Source organism: Klebsiella sp. GW_Kp182 (assembly GCF_040062275.1).
GTDB classification, from domain to species: Bacteria; Pseudomonadota; Gammaproteobacteria; order Enterobacterales; family Enterobacteriaceae; genus Klebsiella; species Klebsiella michiganensis.
This window is the reverse complement of the sequence record NZ_JBEAFQ010000040.1, coordinates 77,886-95,617: the sequence shown is the minus strand read 5'-3', so window position 1 is coordinate 95,617 and position 17,732 is coordinate 77,886. Positions and strand designations below refer to the sequence as shown.

The 17,732-nt window shown below is 55.2% G+C and carries 16 protein-coding genes; 3 read left to right on the top strand and 13 right to left on the bottom strand.

Annotated elements, in window-relative coordinates; genetic code table 11:
• The first annotated feature begins 69 nt into the window (after positions 1 to 69).
• Together frsA and crl are read left to right on the top strand one after the other, a co-directional pair.
• Complete coding sequence (gene frsA / locus ABLU88_RS17330; protein WP_004129202.1) at positions 70 to 1,314, top strand: esterase FrsA; 1,245 nt, start codon at positions 70 to 72, stop codon at positions 1,312 to 1,314.
• A gap of 57 nt (positions 1,315 to 1,371) precedes the next feature.
• Entirely contained in the window at positions 1,372 to 1,770 is a 399-nt protein-coding gene (gene crl / locus ABLU88_RS17325; RefSeq protein WP_004847949.1) for a sigma factor-binding protein Crl, read from the top strand.
• A gap of 82 nt (positions 1,771 to 1,852) precedes the next feature.
• Here the strand turns inward: crl and ABLU88_RS17320 are convergent, their stop codons facing one another.
• The 13 genes from ABLU88_RS17320 to gabD form a co-directional block, all read right to left on the bottom strand.
• On the bottom strand, positions 1,853 to 2,359 hold the full coding sequence (locus tag ABLU88_RS17320) for a serine acetyltransferase (RefSeq protein WP_014228038.1): 507 nt from the start codon (positions 2,357 to 2,359) through the stop codon (positions 1,853 to 1,855).
• A gap of 2 nt (positions 2,360 to 2,361) precedes the next feature.
• Positions 2,362 to 3,780 carry a DUF4832 domain-containing protein gene (locus tag ABLU88_RS17315; protein WP_348837312.1) on the bottom strand — a complete coding sequence of 473 codons (1,419 nt, stop codon included), beginning with the start codon at positions 3,778 to 3,780 and terminating at the stop codon, positions 2,362 to 2,364.
• A 2-nt stretch (positions 3,781 to 3,782) separates the two neighbouring features.
• Entirely contained in the window at positions 3,783 to 4,193 is a 411-nt protein-coding gene (locus ABLU88_RS17310; RefSeq protein WP_025107261.1) for a hypothetical protein, read from the bottom strand.
• Complete coding sequence (locus ABLU88_RS17305) at positions 4,190 to 5,305, bottom strand: glycosyltransferase family 4 protein (RefSeq protein WP_049080492.1); 1,116 nt, start codon at positions 5,303 to 5,305, stop codon at positions 4,190 to 4,192. The genes ABLU88_RS17310 and ABLU88_RS17305 overlap by 4 nt, the downstream gene beginning before the upstream one ends.
• Positions 5,302 to 6,516, bottom strand: coding sequence for a glycosyltransferase family 4 protein (locus tag ABLU88_RS17300; protein ID WP_049084247.1), 1,215 nt, complete (start codon positions 6,514 to 6,516; stop codon positions 5,302 to 5,304). Before ABLU88_RS17300 ends, ABLU88_RS17305 begins: the two co-directional genes overlap by 4 nt.
• A complete protein-coding gene (locus ABLU88_RS17295) occupies positions 6,497 to 7,522 on the bottom strand; it encodes a glycosyltransferase (RefSeq protein WP_014837478.1) in 1,026 nt (341 codons plus the stop codon). The genes ABLU88_RS17300 and ABLU88_RS17295 overlap by 20 nt, the downstream gene beginning before the upstream one ends.
• A complete protein-coding gene (locus ABLU88_RS17290) occupies positions 7,515 to 8,897 on the bottom strand; it encodes a hypothetical protein (RefSeq protein WP_014837479.1) in 1,383 nt (460 codons plus the stop codon). The genes ABLU88_RS17295 and ABLU88_RS17290 overlap by 8 nt, the downstream gene beginning before the upstream one ends.
• Positions 8,888 to 10,105 (bottom strand): capsular polysaccharide biosynthesis protein, encoded by a 1,218-nt coding sequence (locus ABLU88_RS17285; protein ID WP_014228045.1) that lies wholly within the window; start codon positions 10,103 to 10,105, stop codon positions 8,888 to 8,890. The genes ABLU88_RS17290 and ABLU88_RS17285 overlap by 10 nt, the downstream gene beginning before the upstream one ends.
• 5 nt (positions 10,106 to 10,110) lie before the next feature.
• On the bottom strand, positions 10,111 to 12,198 hold the full coding sequence (locus ABLU88_RS17280) for a polysaccharide biosynthesis tyrosine autokinase (RefSeq protein WP_348837306.1): 2,088 nt from the start codon (positions 12,196 to 12,198) through the stop codon (positions 10,111 to 10,113).
• Between the two features lies 1 nt (position 12,199).
• Positions 12,200 to 12,754, bottom strand: a complete 555-nt coding sequence (locus ABLU88_RS17275; RefSeq protein WP_004847971.1) for a polysaccharide biosynthesis/export family protein — start codon at positions 12,752 to 12,754, stop codon at positions 12,200 to 12,202.
• A complete protein-coding gene (locus ABLU88_RS17270) occupies positions 12,751 to 14,037 on the bottom strand; it encodes an outer membrane beta-barrel protein (protein WP_049104425.1) in 1,287 nt (428 codons plus the stop codon). The genes ABLU88_RS17275 and ABLU88_RS17270 overlap by 4 nt, the downstream gene beginning before the upstream one ends.
• Positions 14,027 to 15,430, bottom strand: coding sequence for an undecaprenyl-phosphate glucose phosphotransferase (locus ABLU88_RS17265; protein ID WP_025107254.1), 1,404 nt, complete (start codon positions 15,428 to 15,430; stop codon positions 14,027 to 14,029). The genes ABLU88_RS17270 and ABLU88_RS17265 overlap by 11 nt, the downstream gene beginning before the upstream one ends.
• Positions 15,431 to 15,771: 341 nt before the next feature.
• Positions 15,772 to 17,220 carry an NADP-dependent succinate-semialdehyde dehydrogenase gene (gene gabD / locus ABLU88_RS17260; RefSeq protein WP_014228049.1) on the bottom strand — a complete coding sequence of 483 codons (1,449 nt, stop codon included), beginning with the start codon at positions 17,218 to 17,220 and terminating at the stop codon, positions 15,772 to 15,774.
• 225 nt (positions 17,221 to 17,445) lie between these two features.
• Between gabD and ABLU88_RS17255 the strand changes: the two genes are divergently transcribed.
• The gene (locus ABLU88_RS17255) at positions 17,446 to 17,697 is read left to right on the top strand and encodes a zinc ribbon domain-containing protein (protein ID WP_064358619.1); all 252 of its coding nucleotides are present in this window, start codon (positions 17,446 to 17,448) and stop codon (positions 17,695 to 17,697) included.
• Positions 17,698 to 17,732 lie beyond the last annotated feature (35 nt).

Sequence of the window (17,732 nt, the reverse complement as noted above, 5' to 3'; positions counted from 1 at the left end):
GCCGGGCGTGGTTTTTTTACCCTTGCGCAGGTTACAATAGCTTCAGTGGCAACATGATGGAGGCTGCACATGTCCCAGGCTAACCTTAGCGAAACGCTGTTTAAACCCCGATTCAAACATCCGGAAACCTCCACGCTGGTGCGTCGGTTTAATACCGGAGCGCAGCAACCGATCCAGTCTGCGCTCAGCGGTAATCACGTTGATCACTGGTATCGATTGATTAACCGCCTGATGTGGATCTGGCGTGGCGTGACGCCGCAGGAAATCCTCGACGTGCAGGCGCGCATCGTCATGAGCGATGCCGAGCGAACCGACCCGGAGCTTTATGATACGGTCGTTGGCTATCGCGGCGGCAACTGGATCTTTGAATGGGCCAAACAGGCGATGGACTGGCAGCAGAAGGCCGGTCAGGAAGAGAATCTGCTCGTGAGCGGTCGTCACTGGCTCCATGCGGCAAACCTTTACAGCATTGCCGCCTATCCGCACATCAAGGGCGATGAGCTGGCGGAACAGGCGCAGGTGCTGGCATACCGGGCTTATGAAGAAGCCGCTCAGCGCTTGCCCGGCAAGCTGCGAGAGCTGGAGTTCTCTATCCCCGGCGCCGCGCCGATCACCGGTTTCCTGCATATGCCGCCAGGCGATGGGCCGTTCCCGACGGTACTGATGTGCGGCGGGCTTGACGCGCTACAGACCGATTATTACAACCTGTATGAAAACTATTTTGCGCCGTTGGGTATCGCTATGCTGACCGTGGATATGCCTTCCATCGGTTTCTCCTCAAAATGCAAGCTGACCCAGGATACCAGTCTGCTGCACCAGTATGTGCTGCAGCATCTGGCTAATGTGCCCTGGGTCGATCATACCCGCGTGGCCGCCTTTGGTTTCCGTTTCGGCGCGAATATCGCCGTGCGGCTGGGCTATCTTGAGTCCCAGCGCCTGAAGGCGGTGGCCTGCCTGGGGCCGGTGGTACACGGCCTGCTGGTGGACCCGCTGCATCAGGGGCGGGTGCCGGAGATGTATCTTGACGTTCTGGCTTCGCGGCTGGGGATGCATGACGCTTCCGACGACGCGCTGCGCGTTGAGCTTAACCGCTATTCCCTGAAGGTTCAGGGGCTGCTGGGGCGCCGCTGCCCCACGCCGATGCTCTCAGGCTTCTGGAAAGACGATCCGTTCAGCCCGGAGGAGGAGTCGCGGCTGATTACTTCATCATCATCCGATGGCAAGCTGCTGGAGATCCCGTTCAATCCGGTCTATCGCAATTTCGATCACGCGCTGCGGCAGATCGCCCGCTGGATTAGCCATAGATTTAGTTAATATATTGCTAAATTCTATCGATTTGGTAACGTCATGGCATCACTAAAGGAGATCGCAATGACGTTACCGAGTGGACACCTGAAGAGTAAGCTGATTAAGAAATTCACGGCGCTTGGCCCTTACATCCGTGAGGAGCAATGTGAAGACAACCGCTTCTTTTTCGATTGCCTGGCTGTTTGCGTCAACGTAAAACCAGCGCCTGAAAAACGCGAGTTCTGGGGATGGTGGATGGAGATGGAAGCGCAGGAATCGCGCTTCACCTATAGCTATCAGTTTGGATTGTTCGACAAAGAGGGCGTCTGGCGTCCGGTCGCGATTGACGATCCTGAAGTCACTGAAAAGCTTGAAAAGACGCTACGTGGTTTTCACGAACGAGCCGAAGCGTTACTGGCGACGTTCAGTCTTAAGCTGGAGCCCGCCGATGATTTTAGCGAACCGGTTAAGCTGAGAGCCTGAGTTCCGGTCAGCGGCTGTCATCCTGCTCGCAATAAAACCCGCGTTTCGACCAGCGCGGGTTTCCTTCCCAGGCAAACCCGCGCTAAATACCGTTTAATACCCGACAGGGTTGACCGACGGCAATCATTCCTGCGGCCAGATCTTTGGTCACCACCGTGCCTGCCCCAACCTTGACGTTGTCGCCCAGCGTGACCGCGCCAATCACCACGGCGTGGGCGCCAAATTCGACGTTATCGCCGATGCGCGGGCTGTCGCCCTCACGACCCTGACTGTCGGTCACGCTGCCAATCGTGACGCCCTGGCGCAGGGTGCAGTTCTGGCCGATGACCGTTCCCCGATTAATCACGATGCAGTGCGGATGATACAGCTTCAGCCCATAGCCAATGCGCGCTCGCCACGGCAGCTCAATGCAAAATAAACACTCGTTAATCACGATATTGAGAATAACGAAGGGGATCCCGCAGATCTTCCACAGAGGATTACGGCTGCGATAGAGCGTCGCCAGACGATAAAGCAGAACCGCGATTTTCGCTTTTATGCCGCCGCAGGATTTGATTTCCCGGGCGACCAGCCTGATAGCCTCAAACATGGTTATTCCTTAAGGTTAAACGAAGCCAGTGAATACCATCCATCACCGGTTTTACCTTCGTTAGCGAGTTGAATACGCGGCTGGCCCTGATAATTGGTCAGGGCCGCTTCCAGACGATATTGGCCGCCCGGGAGTCCGGCAGGCAGCGGCAGCGTAGCGCTGCTGTGATGTTCGCCGGGCAGCCACTGGCGAACGTCATCCGCCGTTTTGATTTGCGTAACGGTAGTTCCGGCGTCATTGACTATCCGCCATTGCACAAGGTACGGGAGATAGGCTGGCGCGACGCCGTCGTTACGCCAGGTGACGTTTAGCGTAAGCGGCATACCGCTGCGTACGGGCGTATCCCATTCCAGCTGACCCACCCGGTAGCGGTAGCCGATTCGCAATAACGCGCTATCAACGATATCGCGATACGCTGCCGGTACCGGACGCGATTTCAGATTCAGGGTACTGGCGTGCTGCGCTAATGCCCAGTCGAAGCTTGCCTGGACCTCTTCGCGGGTATAGTGCTGCACGCTTTCCCACTCCGCCATATAACCGCAAATTTCCAGGCTAACGGGGGCGTGCTGCCAGCTATCATTAAACCCGGACCACGCCGTCTGCGCCGCGGCCAGGCGTTGAGGATAGTCATCGCGCATATGGCTCCACTCTGCGGAAAAGTTATGCCAGTCTCCCCAGCAATCCGCACGCCACCCCGCGCCTTTTTGGCTGGCCCAGGCCAGCGAATTACCGCCGCTGATTAACATGATTTTGGGCGTTTTCGGGAAACTGCTGAAGTGCATATCAACGTAGCGATTGAGCTGCTCCGGAGCGTACTTTTCCAGCAACGGCGCAACGTCAGGGAAATTGGAGTTGTGCCATTCCCCCCACGAACCCACCATGCCGATATCGACAAACCCGAGGTTCGGATTGCCGTCATAACGCGCGCCGAGGGCGTTAAGCAGCTTTTGCGCATAGGCGATAAAGGTCGGATCGCTGAGGTCCGGCACAAAGGTTTTGCCATTTTCGACCCATTGTCCCTGAATGCCTTTTTTGATAAGCCAGGCGGGGATTTTCGAGCCCGATTGCGGTTCATCGAGCGCCATGAAACGCAATCCGACGTTCATCGCCGGCTGATGCCGGGCGGCGACGCTGAAAGCACGATCGATCGGCGCAAAATCATAGACGCCTTCTTCAGGCTCCAGATCGCTCCAGTAAAAGCGATCGTATTCAAACCCGGTGTCCGGATACTCTTTCAGAGAGGGTTTCTGACCATAACCATCGTTGAAACTGGCCACGCCGATCCCTGGGTTCGTCAACAGACCGGTAAAGGCCGGCGGGGTGATAACCGTGCGTTCAGCCAGCACTGCCGCTGAGGGTATGACTCCGGCCAGCAGTAGCGCCACCAGGCGCGCGGCGCGGCGCAGCGAAAAAGAGCTCATCGTTAATTCACTTTATCGTGGAGGTTCACAAACCACGTCCAGATACCGACGTGGAAGTTTTTAAACACATCGATACCCAGCGCGGATTTCAGCATATAGAGCGCCAGCAGCACCGCAAGAATGGCGAACAGCACGGCGATGGTAATCGCCAGGGTGGAGAATATACGCCCGAGCAGCGTACTCTCTCGCGGAATTTTGCGCAGATCGCGGCCGCATAAAAAGACCACGAAATAGCGGCGATGCAGAAAAGGAAAACTATGGCGAAAATCGATGCGATGGCGCGAGGCCAGGCTCGCTCTCACCAGCGCCTGTTCAATACCGCGCTTTTGTTCCGGCGTGAGTGAGGTTTCTGTTTCCGGGTCAAGCGCGGAATAAAAGCGCTCGACGACCAGGTCGGATGTTGATTTAGTCACGGTTGACTCTTATTCATTAAACGCTGATAGACCTGAGCGGTTTTTGCCGCAATGTCCGGCCAGCGGTATTTAGGCATCAGTTGGCTGTAATCCGCGGTCTCCTCGCCGCGCCAGGACTGGAGCTTTTGCGCCAGCGCGGCGACATTGCCCGTCGGAAAATAGACCTCGGCAGGCAGGCCAATCTCGAGGTTGGCCGGGATATCGCTGACGATAACCGGCAGTGACCAGGACATGGCTTCCAGCAGGGCAATGGGCAGCCCTTCGTGATAAGACGGTAGAACAAAAAGCCCGGCCTGTGAGAACAAAGTGTGCAGCGGATCGCCGCTAATAAAACCGGTCATGATCGCTCCCGGGGTTTCGGCCGCCTGCTTCTTCAGCCGCTCGCTGTACTCATCGGGATGGTCGGCATCGCCAATCAGCACCAGCGGCAGCGAACAGTTCGAGGCTTTGTAGGCGGCAAGCAGATCGTGCAGCCCCTTTTCTTCCACAAAACGGGCGACGGCGACAACGTATTGTCCGGCTTCCAGCGAATACTGATTCAGCGTGGCCCGTCGCGTCTCTTCGGCGGGAAGCTGCGGTTGGCGCACGCCGTTATAGATCACGTTAGCGTTGGTACGGCCGTGTTTGGTCTTAATGAGCGTATTAATCACTTCCGAGATAACAATAACCTCGTTAGCATATTTCACCGCCCATTTCTCACCGAGGCGCAGCATCTCTTTCGCCATTTTGCCCCACTTCTGGCGATCGTAGTCCGGGCCGTGGTGGGTAAAAACGACGCGCTTGCCGAGCAGGCGCAGCAGCGGGACCACCAGGCCAGGGCCGACCGCGTGAACGTGAACCACATTTGAGCCGTCAAAGAGGGTAGTGAAGGCGGCCAGCGTAGAGTGAATAATGGCTTCGAATTTACGGCTTTTGGGTGCCCACAGGCTTTTCAACCGCACGCCTTTATATTCGCTACGGCGATAGTCCACGTACGGTGAGCGGGCAATGACGCAGATATCGGCGTGATTCTGGTGATAGATTTCTGGATAAAGATTCTGGCAATGGGTCTCAACGCCGCCCTGGACGTTCGGAATACCGCGGGTGCCAAGCACCGTCACTTTGAGCTTCATTTCGCTTCCCCCACGAGCTGCTGATAGAGTTCCTGCAGAACCTGCATATGCCGGGCGAGATCGTATTTCTCCTCTAAACGCTGGCGTGCGTTGATGCCCATTTCACGCGCCTGCTGCGGATTGGCGGCCAGGCTATCCATGATGCGCGCCAGCGCGTCGGCATCCCCGGGTTCCACCAGATAGCCATCAATGCCATCGCGAATTTGCTCCGGAATGCCGCCGATATTGCCGCCGACGACGGGGCGACCGAACGCCATGGCCTCCAGCACCGACATCGAGCAGTTTTCATAATATTCGGAAGGGACGATCACCGCCCGCGCGCCGCGAATCAACGCGTTGAGCGCGTCTCCGTGGCGCATATAGCCGAGAAATTCCGGACCGCTAAAGCGGGCGCGCAGGTCGCTGCCGAGAGGGCCATCGCCGACGATTTTCAGCGGCATGGACTGCTGCATTTTTTGCTGCGCCAGCGCCAGGGTGGCCACGCCTTTCTCACGGCTCAAGCGGCCAATATAGAGGAAATAATCCCCCGCCGTATCGCCCGGGATCGTGGTGCTGGCATCAATACCGTTGACGATCGCATCGATCCGCGACCTGGGTAATTTACGCCGCAGCGTCTGACGCATAAATTCGCTGGGAGCGATAATGCAATCGAGCATGGCGTAATTTTGCGCGAACTTTTGCCAGTAGGCTTCAAGCGAGAGCAGCAGGCTTTTAAAGGTATCGCCCTGCTGGCAACGATGGCGAAAGGCGTTGCTCACCGAACCGGTAAGACAGTCATCGCAGACGTGGCCATCGCGCAGCATGGTGTACGATGGGCAGACGATTTTATAATCGTGCGCCGTCAGTACGGTTTTGCAGCCAAAGCGCTTAGCGACGCCAATCAATGCGGGCGTCAGCTGATGATAAATATTGTGAAAGTGCACAATATCCGGGCGCTGCTCCAGCAGCAGGGTGTTGAGTTTATTGCAGGCCTCAGCGTTGTAGATAAAGTCGATGCCCGCTTTGAGCTTGCCCGTCAGCCCGTGGCTTTGATGATAATCCACGTTATGTACGAAGAAGCTTTCCCAGGGCGAAGGCTTATTTTCCGCATGCTGCATGCTGAAGTCGACAACCTGATAGCCCGCTTGCAGCATGGCGTCTCGCTCCTGGAAAAAAACGGTTTCCGCTCCGCCCTTAATAAAAAAGAATTTATTAACGAATAATATTTTCATGTTCTGTCTGGATATGTTTTGGGTTGGAGACGGTCACGGCGGGTTGTTTCAGCGGATCGCGAACGGGGTTAATGACGCCTCGCACCATGCCTGCGGAAAATAACGATAAGTTGATCACGCTCTGGACGCCGTCCCGCAGCGACTTATTTTTAATCGCCTTCAGCGCGATAAACGCCAGCAGCGGAAGCAGGGCGATAATAATCACCCCGGGATTGAACGACAGGAGGCAAATAATCAATACCAGGATATACAGCGTGAATATCAGTTCGTTGCGAACAATCTTAAGCGCGGCGGGGAAATGCTTTTTTCCCCAGCAGTTGCGTAATAGCTCACCCGGCGCCCATAAAAAACCGTTCTTCCAGCGATAGGTCAGCATTTTAAATGTCGGCATGGTATAGGACGCATGGCTAAAATAGGGCGCGGCGAGGCGGTGGAGTTTATAGCCCGCGGCCTGCAAGCGGATCCCCAATTCGGCTTCTTCATAACCGTGAAGGTTAAGATTGGTCAGATAGCCAATTTTCTCGATTGCCGAACGGCGGTAAAGGCCGCCGCCGCCAAGATGATCGGTATCGCCCTGCGGATAGATAAGATGCAGGCGCTGCTTGCGCGATTTAAACTCATAGTTAGCGGCGTCATCCATCTCGACGCTGCCCGCCACGCCCGCATATTCGGGATGCGTTTCAAGAAACGCCACGGCGGTGTCGAGAAAACCCGGCTCCAGCTCCATATCGCCGTCCAGCAGCAGCAGATAGTCCCCTTCGCTGAATAACCAGCCCAGCTGGTGGCCCACGCCGCAGCAGCGATCTTTCGCGTTATCGAGGCAGACCACCATCGCGTCTTTGGCGACGGCCAGCTCGCGGGTATTATCGGTGGACAGGCTATCGGCGACGATAATCTGATGCGGGTAAGGCTGCAATTGCTTGCGGACGCTGTCGATCGTTTTTTCAATACCCTGCGCTTCGTTGAGGGTCTTAATGCTGACGGTAATTGATGGCGTTTTATTCATATTGGGTACCGGAGTTCAGACGGACGGAACGATGAATGACAATAAGCGCCCCGAGGGCCAGCCATAATAAAAACTGTAGCATGGGAATGATCATCAGGATCTGGCTGTAGGGAAGGCTGAGCAAACAGCCAATGGCAAAGACGTAAAACGCAGGCGCGGAGCTGAGCAGCTGTAAATCTTCCCGTTTGAGATCGTAGCGGGAAAAGGTCTCTTTGGGCCGCATGCCGATGAGAATAGCGGCAATCATGGCGATAAATAAGATCACGCCGATAATACCGACTTCCCACAGCATCATGCTCAGCGCGGTGGAGTCGAGTATCAGATGATACCAGGCGCCAATATAGCCGGGGGAGACGGTACTGCCGCTGTTGGTGGCGTTCAGACCGTAGCCAAACAGCATCCCGCCGGGGCCAAAAAGCTCGTTATGCTGGAGCCAGAAGAAAATAGTGGTAAACCGGCCGAGCTCGCCGCTTTCCATAATGTAATTGGTATCAAAGATATAGCCGAGGGAATCGATAAATACCGAGAGCGCGCTTTTGGTCGGGTCCCCGCCGAAGGCCGACGAGTAATTGGACGCCAGAATGGTGATAGCGGCAAAAATTAGCACCACCATTCCGGCGGCGATAATCATCAACGAGCGCAGGGTGACTTTGCTGATGCCGCTGACGTAAGCAGGCATGATCCACAGCAGCGCCAGTAAGAAAGGCGACAGCAGAATCACGAACTTTACCTCGCCCACCACGCAGAGGAAAAAGGCCAGCACGATATGCGCCGCCATCGACTTGAACGAGCAGATACCGTGCTTAAATTCGGACACCTTCAGCAGCATAATCAGCAGGCAGAACATCCCCATAGCCGCGGTATTGCCGCCGCCCATCGGGTCGCCGCCAAACGTGCCGACCACCGAATCCCACTTTTCATCCTCGCCGCGCAAAGCCACGCGTTTTGGCACCACCACCAGCACCTGATAGATAGCCAGCGGGAACTGGACGTAGAACAGCCAGTAAAATAGCCGGGTCAGGCGGTGCAGCTGCGACTCGCGAAACATGCCGAGCAGCATGCAAAACATCACCAGCGACAGGGCCAGTTCGTTTTTGAAGCCGACGATGGCGGTAACGATGCCGGATTGTAAAACCGTGGCGCAGAGGCTAAGGATGATAAAAGTCAGATACAGCGCCAGCACCACCTTCTCGCGCGCGCTAAGCGCCAGCGGCTGCGGCCGGCTTTGCATCATCAGCAGGACCACCATCACCAGCACCATGAAAAAGGGGAGCCACAGCACGGCTGCCACGCCGGTGAAATACTGAATCGTGCCGCAGAAGACGATGGTCGTCAGCGCGAATACCTCCAGATAGCGACCGGTGTTTAGCTGCATATTTTCTGCTCCTGCCGGGAGAGCTGTAGCGCCCGTTTGTTCATTTTCAGCAGGATGAACAGATAGCGAATGCTGGTCAGCACGGAGAACGTCAGGAGGGCTATCTCATAGCGCTGGCCCAATTCAGGCAGCGCGATAAAAGCGACGATAATAATCAGCAGCTGCTCGATCTGAATACGTAAAAAATAGCGTTTAGAACCAAAGATAAGCTCAATAACGGTCAGCGGACTGACGGCCAGCGCGGCGAACAGATAGGGCAGCATATAGCGTGAGGTTGGAATGGAATTGAGCCACTCCTGACTGAAGCCCAGGCGCATGACCAGCGGATAGAAAATCCAGATCCCAAGGATACAGATCAGCGCCGCGGCCATCAGCAGCAGGCGAATCTTTTTGTACTCCGGATAGTTAAAGGTGCCGTTGCGAAAATCCATCGACCATTTTGAAAAGATGGAGTTGCGCACCGCGTTACCGACAATCATCACCGGTGATAAACAGAAGCGGCTCACCACCGAGAAATAGCCCGCGACCAGCGGTGAAAACCAGATATTTATCAACATCGTCGGCAGGTTATTGCTGGCCATCGCCAGCACTTCCGCGCTGCCGACGCGGCTGAGGTGCTGCCAGTGCTGGCGCGCAAAAAGGCCGTTCGCTCGCGGTGAAAAGTGCGCCGGCGTCAGGGTGCTGAAGCGAAACAAACGCAGCAGGCAGAGGCCGAGCAGCAGCAAAATGCCCGCCATCCAGGCAATATAGAACAGCGTGGTATTCGGCATCGCCAGCAGAGCTATCGCCACCACCAGCGACACGGCGATACGCTGGAAGGTGAGGAACTGATAGTTACCGCCGCGCAGCGAGAGGTTCTCGGCGATCAAAACCAGCGCATAGCCGAAGGTGAGCAGGTAGAGAAACGCGATATTGAGATGGAATATCAGTCCGGTGATGACCGCCCACGGCAGCGCCAGAAGCAGGCTTTGCAGCAGGCAAAACACCACGTTCTGCCCCAGCTCATGCTCTTCCTGGCGCGGGATCAGCAGCTGCGACGCAAAGGTGCAAACCTGCGCGCCAATCAGCACGTTGCTGTAGATCATCGCATAGTGCCCGACTTCCGCCATGCCGTAGCGATGGGAAATCAGCCATACGGAAAAAGCGCCGATCGCCTGCGAGAGGACCGAGGAGCTGGCGATTGAAGAAATACTCTTAATTAAGTTCATAATCGCTACTTCGGTGAAATCAGTTCGCCCATGCCGCGCTCGGGCAGGCGTTTGCCCTCCTGCGTCTCCAGGTTCTCTTCTTGCACCCGGTTAAGCATGGTGGCGACAGGCGTTGGCGCGGCGGCTTGCAGACGATGTTGCGCGTCGCGGATGCGTGACGCCTGCTCGCCTGCGTTGACCACCAGCAGGCTGATATCGACGTGCGGCGCCAGCAGCAGGGCGTCCTGGGCCAGCCCGAGCGATGGCGCATCAATAATCAGATAATCGTAGGTCTGCCGCAGCGTCGTCAGCAGCGCCGGGAGCCGTTCAGAAGTGAGCAGCAGCAGGGCTGAGTCGCTGAGTTCGCCTCGCGGCATAAAATCCAGCGTCTCGGAAAGGGGGGCCACCGCCTTGGACGCGGCGCTGCGGCCATCAAGACGCTCGCTGAACCCTGTTTTATGCTGAGGATAGCGCGCGGAGAGCCCCGCGCTTGCCAGATAATCTACATCGATGAGCAAGGTTTTGCCTGACTTAGCGGCGGACCACGCCAGCATTTCGGCAATCAGGCTGCTGCCGGCATCTGCCTGCGCCGAGGTCACCAGTATCGTCCCGCTATGAGTATTCTGGCCGAGCAGCGCCAGGCGCAGGCTGTGGAGCATATCGGCATACAGCAGGTTCTGGAACGTCAGCTTCGCGCTGTTCGCCTGAGGCAACAGCGGAAACTCACCGCTGGCATCAAGGCCCGTTTTGGCTTTAAGTTCGCTGATGCTGTTCACCGTTTTGTCGAGCGCGGTGCTGACTATCAGGTACATGATGTACAGCGCCAGCGCCATCAGGGTCGCCATCACGATAAGCAGACCGCGCTGCGGTTTAGAGGGAAGATTTGGCGGCACGGCGGCATCGTAGATCACTTCATCGGGAACCGAAAAGCTCTCGGAGAGCTTCTGCTCATTCGCCCGCTGATACAGCGATTTATACAGCTCTTCGGTTTTGTTCAGCGCGGTCATCATGGTGTTGTATTTATCGCGCTTGGCGCCCAGCGCCTGGAAGTCGGCTTTCTGGTCGTTGAGCATCTGCTGATAGTGCTGCTCATCGTCCAGCGCAATCTGATACTGCTGGCGTAAGCCGTTAAGCAGTTCCCCCAACACCTGGCCTATCTGCCCGTTGACGACCTGCAGCTGGGCCTGAGCCTGAAGATATTTCGGATGCTTAGGGCCATAGTGTTTTGCCGCTTCCGATAGGTTACGCCGCGTCTGGATCAGCGCGATCCACAGATCCTGAATCTGCGGATGACCGGAAATTTCCGGCAGCGAGATGATGGCTTCCGGCGCTTTTCCCTGCTGACGGCGCACTTTATCCCATACCGTTTGCGCTTTCAGACGGCGCTGGGTGGCGTCGGCCAGATGGTTAATCACGATCCCCAGGCGCTCGGTCTCGTAGCCATCCATGCTGCGGAAGGTCAGCAGGCCGTTTTGTTTGAGAAAATCATCGATGTCGGCTTTCTGGCGATCGAGCTTATCGCGCAGATCGTCCATCATTTTCTCGTTCCAGCCCTGGGCCTGAAGTAAGATTTTCTGCTTCTGCGCCAGGCTGTAATCGATAAACGCCTGCGCCACGCCGTTGGCGATATCGGCGGCTTTTTGCGGCGATTTCGCCTCCATCGAAACGGATACCAGCTGCGTGGTGCGCACGCCGGAGATGGTCAGGTTTTTTTGCAGGGCGCGCAGCGCATTATTGACCCGCGCGGCCTCATCAAGATTGTCCCCGCCGTTAAATTCCGGGTCCCGATCCAGCTTTAGCGCTTTTACCGCGGCTTCCAGCACCACGCGGGAGCCCATTAGCGCGTATTTGGTTTCATAGTAATCGCTGCGGGTGGAATCATAGTTTTCCAGCCGCGGCAGGGGGGTAACATCCTGCGACTGCGCTTTAAACAGCACCGTCGCGGTTGCGGTATAGCTGGATGACATAAAGCGCGTCAGGATCCACGACGCCGCGGCAGCCACCACCACCACCACCAGGCACCAGATCAGCTTGTGCTTAATTTTGTTGAAATAAGGCGTGAAGTCGATAAAGCCTTCTTTCTTCTTTCCATTTTCAACTAATGAAATAGCCATATCAGAAGAAACTCATGCCAATGATGATGGTATCTCCGGCCTGTACGGCGGAGTCGGCGGCGACGTTTTCCAGCAGTTTACCGCTGCGAAACTGACGAATGCGGATGTCATGGCGATCGGCGCGATCGGTAAAGCCGCCGGCCAGCGCAATGGCTTTTTCAGCGGTTAAGCCCGGTTCCCAGGCGTAACCGTCCGGTTTTTTGACTTCGCCTAACAGATAAATTTTACGGTATTCGGCAATGCTCACGGTCACCATTGGCGCCTGCAGATAGTTACCGCGCAGCTTATCGGCAATTTCGTTGCCGACCTGTTCAGGCGTTTTCCCTTTCAGCATCAGGGAGCCTATATAAGGATAATCAACGCTGCCGCTATTATCGATTTTTACGCGCATAGTGAGATCCTGCTCGCCGGAAACCGCGATATTGATCTCATCTCCCTGGTCCAGATGATAAACGGCATCCGGCGGCGTTCGGATCGTCTGCGGCGGCGCCGAACAGCCCGCCAGCCATAGCGCCAGAAGAGAAATCACCGCCCGTTTTCCATAGCTAAGGATCATATTTGTACCTGCGTCATAAAAATAATGGCCGAGTCGTGGTAGCCCAGCGTGCGCTCGACCTCATGGTCATAGTCCGGGCCAATATAAAAGGCATCTTTTTCTTTATTAGAATGCATCGTGTTCCATTGCAGCTTCAGCTGAAAATTAACGGATGGACGGTAGTCATAGTTGAAGGTGAGCGACACGAGGTTTGATCGATCTTTGCGTCCGTTGGTCTGGTGTTTGTAATCCTCTGTAATATAAGAGTAATCAACCAGAGTGGAGAACCTGTCGACCAGCCAGTGGTGCTCATAGCCCAGACCGAAATTTGATACCAGAATATAGCCGCCGGAGTCGGTGGGATCTTTTATTCGTTGTGAACTGTGTAGGTTGAGCTTTATCTGTTCAAGCGGTTTCCAGTCGGCGTTAATATCCCAGTTCAGGCCGTTGAATCCCTGCGAGTCGGGATTATGGATAAAATCTTTATACAGCCAGGCGACGTTGCCGTTGATCTCGGTCTTGCCGGAAAGACGATTTTTCATGCCGACCAGCAGATAATATTCGTTACTGTCTTTTAACGGGTTGAGCTCATAGCGACGCTGGTTGGTAATAAAACTGTAGCGATAGCGCAGCGTTTTGGCTTTTTGATCAAAAAGCTCGGCGACCAGGCTGTTTTCATGCCACTCCTGATCGTGCATGTAATAATGAAAGTCGGCGCTGGCGTCCTCAATGCTGTCGAGATTACGAAAGCGCAGCTGCTTATGCATTAGCGCAACTTCTGCTTTACCGCGCCCTTCCGGCGCCCCGTAGCTATAGCGCAGTTCACTGTTAAAGAAGCGCGTGGCGATGGGCTTATTAATGCCAAACTCTTTAAACTGCTCGGGGAGAAACCCCTCGGTGGTATCGCGGCCGCGCTCTTCATGGCCGAACGTTTCATCGAGATCCAACGACAGCCCGTGCATGCTGCCGAAGCGCCACTTGCCGTTAAACATAAAAAAATGGTTGTCGCGGTTATCTGCGCTATCGCTGGCGTAGCGGCGGTAATCGCCGGAGTACATCAATAAATAGCGGTCCTCGTAGCGCTCGCCGATGGCTTTGAAAATCGGCTTAACGCCTTGATAAGCGGAGCCGATTTCATTCCCGCCGTAGCGTTGCCAGGTCACGTTGTCATTGTAACCGACGTCATAACCCACCTGGCTCTCGAAATCGATGCCAGCCACACCGGTATGTGGTTTTGCCTGCAGGTCAGCCCATGCGTAAGGCATCGCCAGCAAACCTGCGAGGAAAGTGAGTTCAGAACGCATTCTTCCCCACAAATCCGCGGAAAAACGTTAAAAACACAATTTTAATGTCCAGCAGCAGCGACCACGACTGAATATATTCCAGATCGTACTGAATGCGTTTTTCCATTTTATCAATCGTGTCGGTTTCGCCGCGAAAACCGTGTATTTGCGCCAGCCCGGTAATGCCGGGCTTCACTTTATGGCGGATCATGTAATTTTCCACCAGCACGCGATACTGCTCATTATGCGCGACCGCGTGAGGGCGTGGGCCCACTATCGACATGGTTCCCTGCAGCACGTTAAAAAACTGCGGCAGTTCGTCAAGTGAGGTTTTACGTAAAAAGGCGCCGAATCGGGTAATGCGCGGATCGTTACGCGTTGCCTGGGTCACTACCGCGCTGTTTTCCATCACGCGCATGGTTCTGAACTTCCAGACGGGGATCTGTTTACCGTTCAGGCCGTAACGGTTTTGTTTAAACAGCACCGGGCCCGGCGAAGTCAGCTTAATTCCGATCGCCACCGCCAGCATGACCGGCAGGCTGACCAGGGTAAAAAAAGCGCCAAGCACGATATCTTCGATACGCTTGAGTACCGCGCCTTCGCCTTCAAACGGCGAGGTAAAAATGCTGATCGTCTGAATATTGCCAAACATCCGCAGCTGAGAAATATGTGAGCTGTAGGAAAAGAGGTCCGGTACCAGAAACACATCTACGGTGGTGTCGGAAAATTCATTCAAGAACTGGCGAATACGCTGCTGGGCGACCATCGGCAGGGCAATATAGACTTCATCGATTTCTCCGGCTTTCGCCAGCGCCAGCAGGTCGCGTGAGTTGCCTTTTTTATCAATGCTGAGCAGGCGACTGTCGCGCTGCACGGCGCGGTCCTCAAAGAAGGTGATGTCAATCCCGTCGTGGGTATACTCCTTAAACAGCGCCTGCTCGATGGCCAGCCCGGCTGGCGTTATGCCTAAAATAGCCACCTTGAGTCTGGATTTGAAAAAATAGCGGCTGGAGATAACGCGAATCAGAAACATACTAATAAATATGGCAATCGAGCACAGCACAATAATTTCAGCTAATCGCACCGCATTTGTGCTGGCGTGATTGTTCAGTAATAATTCGGCACTTACAAACAATAAAAATGATAACAAGCCGCTTATACTGACGCTGAAAAACAATTTAGTTAATTTTTTTAAATACTGGCCTTTAAACTGACCAGAATATAGCTGAAAGTGTTCATTGGCTCTGATAAAAATCAGTGAATATATTATGCCCAGGAACAGAGAGGCCGTTGAGGGTTCGACGAAAAAGTATTTTAAATAAGCGAAAATGAACAAGTTGACGGCAATAAAATCCAGTAGCTTCATCAGCTTACTATAGCGGGCGTTGTAAATTTTAATGGTGCTATCCGTCATCTTTTTGCTCGTTTTATAGTCAATAAAATGATGTCCTGTCCTTCTTTAAAGCTGAATTTATGTCTATGAATCTATTCAAAAATTAAGCTTTAGCTCGGCGTTGATTATTGTAGCCTACGATTAATCTTATGTCGAACCTGCCCCGGACTGAGAGGAGATAACTTTTCCTGACGGGCAATAATATTTTTATCATTGCCTGAAGCATAAAAATGGCGGTTACGATTAAATAGGGGCGGAGAGACCCGGGCGGCAAACGAACGGCCGTCGTGACTACATTTCCTGGCCGATCCGCACTTGAGCGTTAAAAAATCCGCGCCAGCTGGGGCTGGCGCGTTTATTGGTTAAATCCCAATGCACATGTATTTGATTTCTAAGTAATCCTCGATGCCATACTTCGACCCTTCGCGGCCGAGACCGGAAGATTTCACGCCGCCGAACGGGGCGACCTCGGTGGAGATCAGGCCGGTGTTAATCCCGATAATGCCGTACTCCAGCGCTTCGCCGACGCGAAAGACGCGGCTCAGATCGCGAGCGTAGAAATAGGCCGCCAGGCCGAATTCGGTGTCGTTGGCCTGAGCAATAACATCCGCTTCATCTTTAAAGCGGAATAGCGGGGCGAGGGGGCCAAAGGTCTCTTCTTTCGCCACTTTGGCATCACCGGGGACGTCCACCAGAATCGTTGGCTGAAAGAAGTTTCCGCCGAGCTCATGAACTTTCCCGCCGGTTACTATCCGCGCGCCTTTGCCCAGCGCATCGGCGATATGCTCCTGTACTTTGGCGATTGCTTTCTCGTCAATCAGCGGCCCGATGGTGACGTTCGGCTGCAGGCCATCGCCGATTTGCAGCTTACTCACCGCCTGCTGAAGCTTTTCGGCGAAACGATCGTAGACGCCATCCTGGACATACAGGCGGTTGGCGCAGACGCAGGTCTGCCCGGCGTTGCGAAACTTGGAGGCCAGCGCGCCTTCGACGGCTTTATCCAGATCGGCGTCATCAAAAACGATAAACGGCGCGTTGCCGCCGAGCTCCAGCGAGACCTTCTTGATATCTTTCGCGCACTGTTCCATCAGCTGGCGGCCAATTTCCGTCGAGCCGGTAAACGAGAGTTTGCGCACCAGCGGGTTACCGGTGAGCTCATTGCCGACTTCGCTGGCCGATCCGGTGACCACATTAAACACGCCCTCGGGGATCCCGGCGCGGTTGGCAAGCTCCGCCAGCGCCAGCGCGGAGAACGGGGTCTGGCTGGCGGGCTTGAGCACCATCGTGCAGCCTGCGGCCAGCGCCGGGCCCGCCTTGCGGGTGATCATCGCCGAGGGAAAATTCCACGGGGTGATAGCGGCGGTCACGCCAATCGGCTGCTTAATCACCAGCAGCCGCTTGTCGGCCTGATGGCCGGGAATGGTGTCGCCGTAGATGCGCTTGCCCTCTTCGGCAAACCACTCGATAAAGGAGGCGGCGTAGCTGATTTCACCTTTTGCTTCCGCCAGCGGTTTACCCTGTTCCAGCGTCATCAGGCGCGCCAAATCGTCCTGATGCTCCATCATCAGCTCAAACCAGCGGCGCAGGATAGCGGAGCGTTCTTTGGCGGTAAGGGCGCGCCATGCGGGCAGCGCGCCGGCGGCGGCATCGATAGCCTCGCGGGTTTCTGCGGCGCCCATTTTGGGCACGCTGCCCAGCTGCTGGCCGTTGGCGGGGTTCGTGACCGCGAGGGTCTCTTTGCTGCTGGCGTCGCGCCAGCGTCCGTTAATCAACGCCTGCTGGCGAAAAAGGGTAGGGTCGTTAAGTTGCATGGTTGCGTCCTGTCTTAATCTGTTTTAAACCGTGGATGCGCCTGAATCAGCTGCGTCAAACACCTGTCCCTGTTTAGTGTAGACGAACGCGTTCAGAGAACCGGGAGCAATGCTGGGTGATACAACAATAACCATAAATAATTTACGGATATTTGAACTGGCAGAACGTTATTGTGCAAACAATGCTGTATTTTTTATGCTCAATCCGCAAGAAAGGAGCGCTCTATGTCACAGCAAGAACGGTTTTGTCAGGCCTGTGGAATGCCGATGTCCGCAGAGGATGCGAAAAGCGCAAGCGACGAGTACTGCGCCTGGTGCTGCGATAGCGAGGGGAAGCTTAAATCCTGGGAGGACGCCGTCTCCGGCCTGGCCGAGTTCCTCGATTCCTGGCAGAAGGTCGGCCCCGCGGAAGCGCGCAAGCGGGCGATGCGCTACTTAACGGCCATGCCCGCGTGGGCCCATAAAGCGGAAGAGTAACCCGCAGCCCGGAGCGCAACACTCCGGGCTTTTTT

Excerpts from the sequence above, each read along its gene's own strand:
- frsA (WP_004129202.1), top strand. The coding sequence starts at position 70 with ATGTCCCAGGCTAACCTTAGCGAAACGCTGTTTAAACCCCGATTCAAA.
- ABLU88_RS17320 (WP_014228038.1), bottom strand. The coding sequence starts at position 2,359 with ATGTTTGAGGCTATCAGGCTGGTCGCCCGGGAAATCAAATCCTGCGGC.
- ABLU88_RS17290 (WP_014837479.1), bottom strand. The coding sequence starts at position 8,897 with ATGCAGCTAAACACCGGTCGCTATCTGGAGGTATTCGCGCTGACGACC.
- gabD (WP_014228049.1), bottom strand. The coding sequence starts at position 17,220 with ATGCAACTTAACGACCCTACCCTTTTTCGCCAGCAGGCGTTGATTAAC.
- ABLU88_RS17255 (WP_064358619.1), top strand. The coding sequence starts at position 17,446 with ATGTCACAGCAAGAACGGTTTTGTCAGGCCTGTGGAATGCCGATGTCC.
- ABLU88_RS17275 (WP_004847971.1), bottom strand. The coding sequence starts at position 12,754 with ATGATCCTTAGCTATGGAAAACGGGCGGTGATTTCTCTTCTGGCGCTA.
- ABLU88_RS17295 (WP_014837478.1), bottom strand. The coding sequence starts at position 7,522 with ATGAATAAAACGCCATCAATTACCGTCAGCATTAAGACCCTCAACGAA.
- ABLU88_RS17305 (WP_049080492.1), bottom strand. The coding sequence starts at position 5,305 with ATGAAGCTCAAAGTGACGGTGCTTGGCACCCGCGGTATTCCGAACGTC.
- ABLU88_RS17265 (WP_025107254.1), bottom strand. The coding sequence starts at position 15,430 with ATGACGGATAGCACCATTAAAATTTACAACGCCCGCTATAGTAAGCTG.
- crl (WP_004847949.1), top strand. The coding sequence starts at position 1,372 with ATGACGTTACCGAGTGGACACCTGAAGAGTAAGCTGATTAAGAAATTC.
- ABLU88_RS17280 (WP_348837306.1), bottom strand. The coding sequence starts at position 12,198 with ATGGCTATTTCATTAGTTGAAAATGGAAAGAAGAAAGAAGGCTTTATC.
- ABLU88_RS17270 (WP_049104425.1), bottom strand. The coding sequence starts at position 14,037 with ATGCGTTCTGAACTCACTTTCCTCGCAGGTTTGCTGGCGATGCCTTAC.
- ABLU88_RS17300 (WP_049084247.1), bottom strand. The coding sequence starts at position 6,516 with ATGAAAATATTATTCGTTAATAAATTCTTTTTTATTAAGGGCGGAGCG.
- ABLU88_RS17315 (WP_348837312.1), bottom strand. The coding sequence starts at position 3,780 with ATGAGCTCTTTTTCGCTGCGCCGCGCCGCGCGCCTGGTGGCGCTACTG.
- ABLU88_RS17285 (WP_014228045.1), bottom strand. The coding sequence starts at position 10,105 with ATGAACTTAATTAAGAGTATTTCTTCAATCGCCAGCTCCTCGGTCCTC.